Source organism: Micromonospora sicca (genome assembly GCF_003172935.1).
GTDB lineage: Bacteria > Actinomycetota > Actinomycetes > Mycobacteriales > Micromonosporaceae > Micromonospora > Micromonospora sicca.
In genome coordinates this window covers 1-2530 of sequence record NZ_QGKS01000363.1, presented here as the reverse complement: position 1 = coordinate 2530, position 2530 = coordinate 1, and the positions used below count along the sequence as shown (strand labels likewise).

The 2530-nt window shown below is 74.7% G+C and carries 3 protein-coding genes and 1 pseudogene; 2 read left to right on the top strand and 2 right to left on the bottom strand.

Translation table 11 applies throughout. The features are described from left to right. Positions 1-370: pseudogene (locus tag DKT69_RS29535) on the bottom strand (hypothetical protein); the annotation flags it as partial. A 129-nt stretch (positions 371-499) separates the two neighbouring features. On the opposite strand from DKT69_RS29535, the gene ndhC reads away from it, so the two are divergent. After that, the gene (gene ndhC / locus DKT69_RS29530; protein WP_109804738.1) at positions 500-877 is read left to right on the top strand and encodes an NADH-quinone oxidoreductase subunit A; all 378 of its coding nucleotides are present in this window, start codon (positions 500-502) and stop codon (positions 875-877) included. 27 nt (positions 878-904) lie between these two features. On the opposite strand, the gene folP is transcribed toward ndhC, so the two are convergent. Next, complete coding sequence (gene folP, locus DKT69_RS29525; RefSeq protein WP_109804737.1) at positions 905-1774, bottom strand: dihydropteroate synthase; 870 nt, start codon at positions 1772-1774, stop codon at positions 905-907. A gap of 163 nt (positions 1775-1937) precedes the next feature. Between folP and DKT69_RS40240 the strand changes: the two genes are divergently transcribed. Further along, a partial coding sequence (locus DKT69_RS40240) for a DivIVA domain-containing protein (protein WP_236648430.1) occupies positions 1938-2530 on the top strand: 593 nt, incomplete at its 3' end.

Below are 2530 nucleotides of genomic sequence, written 5' to 3'. Positions count from 1 at the left end.
GGGCGGTGGTGGTGGGCGCCGTGGTGGTCGGCGCCGGGTTCTCCGGGGCGGTGGTGTCCGGCACGGGCTCGGTCGTCGGGGCCGGCGGGGTGGTCTCCGGAGGCGCGCTCTCGGTCGGCGGCGCCGTGGTCGGCAGCGGCTCCGTCGCGGTCGGGTCGACCGGGGGAGTGCTGTCGGTCGGCTCCGCGCCGGGCTCGTCCACCGGATCGGTGGCCGCGGTGACCACGCCCGTCGCCGCCCGGGACGCGGTCGCCCAGGCGGGAGCGACCGCGGCCGCCGTCGCCAGGCCGGCCGCGAGCGACGCCGCCAGCAGTGCGGAGGTACGTCGCCGGCCAGCCCGCCGATCGGGGCGTACGGGCAGGTCGGCCATCTGTCCTCCGTGACACTCAGCGAGTTTTCATATTCGGTAATGGTTGCCGTGGAGCACTAGTCCCGGGAGGAAACAAATACGTAACGTGTTCGATACGCCTCGGCGACCGGCGCGGTAGGCTCGTCCCCCGTGACCGGTTACCTCGGCTCGTACGCCACGCTCGGTCTCCTGCTGCTTGCCAGCGTCCTCTTCTTCGTTACGGCGTTCTCGGCCAATCGGGTGTTACGTCCTGGCCGTCCGGCCGATCCCTGGGGCAAGCGGACCAGCTACGAATGCGGGCTCGACCCGGTCGGCGGCGACTGGGCGCAGATGCAGATCCGCTACTACGTCTACGCGTACCTCTACGTGCTCTTCGCGGTCGAGGCGGTCTTCCTCTTCCCGTGGGCGCTGGTCTTCGACCGGCCCGGGTTCGGTGTCACCACCGTGGTCGAGATGGGGGTCTTCGTCGCCGTGGTCGCGCTCGGCGTCCTCTACGCCTGGCGGAAGAACATCCTGCGCTGGACCTGATCCCCGCCGGCCCCGGCCGGCCGCCGGTCAGGCCAGGCCGCGCCGGGTCAGGGTGGGCGGCCGGTCGCCCCGGATCGAGGCGATCATGTCCAGCACCCGACGGGTCTGGCGCACCTGGTGGGCGCGGAACACCCGGGCCCCCAGCCACGCCGAGACCGCGGTCGCGGCCAGCGTGCCCTCCAACCGGTCCGGCACCGGCAGGTCCAGCGTCTCGCCGATGAAGTCCTTGTTCGACAGGGCCACCAGCAGCGGCCAGCCGGTGTCGGTGAGCTCCGCGAGCCGTCGGGTGATCTCCAGCGACTGCCGGGTGTTCTTGCCGAAGTCGTGCGCCGGGTCGATCAGGATGCCGTCAGGGCGTACGCCGAGGGCGACCGCCCGCTCGGCGAGCCCGGTCACCGTCGCGACCACGTCGGCCACCACGTCGTCGAAGGCGGCCCGGTGCGGCCGGGTCCGCGGAGCGAGCCCGCCGGCGTGCGAGCAGACCAGCCCGGCACCGGTTGCCGCGGCGACCCGGGCCAGCGCGGGGTCCGCCCCGGACCAGGTGTCGTTCAGCAGGTCGGCGCCGGCCGCCACCGCCTCCACCGCCACTTCGGCCCGCCAGGTGTCGATCGAGATGACCACGTCGGGGAAGGCGGTGCGGACCGCGGCGATGGTGTCCACCGTCCGGCGGATCTCCTCGGCGACGTCGACCTCGTCGCCCGGCCCGGCCTTCACCCCGCCGATGTCGATGATCTCCGCGCCCTCGGTGACCGCGCGCTCCACCGCGCGCAGCGCGCTGTCGGACGCGAAGGTGGCGCCCCGGTCGAAGAACGAGTCCGGGGTGCGGTTGACGATCGCCATCACCACCAGTTCGCCGGGGGCGAACGTGCGCCCACCGAGCCGCAGCGTCCCGGCCATCCCGCCTCCTGGTCTCCCCGCACCGTCGGCCGTACCGCCGGCCGCCCCCGACGCTATCCGGTCCGCCGTCGCCCGCTCCGTCCGGTACGTCCCGCGGTTGTGATTCATGATCGGAGCGGGTGGAGGGCTCGCCCGGGACCGGCCCGCATGCCACGATCTCTCCATGGGTGAGGTTCTGCTCCTCTTGGTCGTCGCGCTGACCGTCGCGGCGGTGGTGTTCGGGGTGACGGTGCTGGTCTCCGGGCGTGACCCGGGCCTCGCGCCGGCCGAGCCGGACGGGCGGGCCGTGCCCCTGCCGGGCGCCCGCCCGTTGCACGAGTCGGACATCGCCGAGGTGCGCTTCGACACCGCCCTGCGCGGCTACCGGATGGCCCAGGTCGACCAGGCGATGCGCCGGGCGGCCTACGACATCGGCTACAAGTCCGAGTTGATCGGCGTGCTGGAGGCGGAGGTTCTCGCGCTCCGCGAGGGCCGCACCGCGGACGCCGACGCGCTGCGCCGCGCCCGGGAGGAGTCCGCCGGCCCGAGCCCCGCCGGCGTCGCCCCGAGCGACGCGGTGAGCCCGGCCGGCGACACCCGGGCTGACGCGTCGGACGCCGAGGCCGGGGTGGCGGCGGCGCCCGCCGCGGCTGCCGTCGAGGACGAGGCGGTGCTTCCCACGCCCGCCCCGGCGACGCCCGCCGGGGAGGTCGTCCCGGTCGCGGCGCCGGTCGACCAGGAGCCGGCCGACCGCCAGGTGCCGCTCCGGCCGGCTCC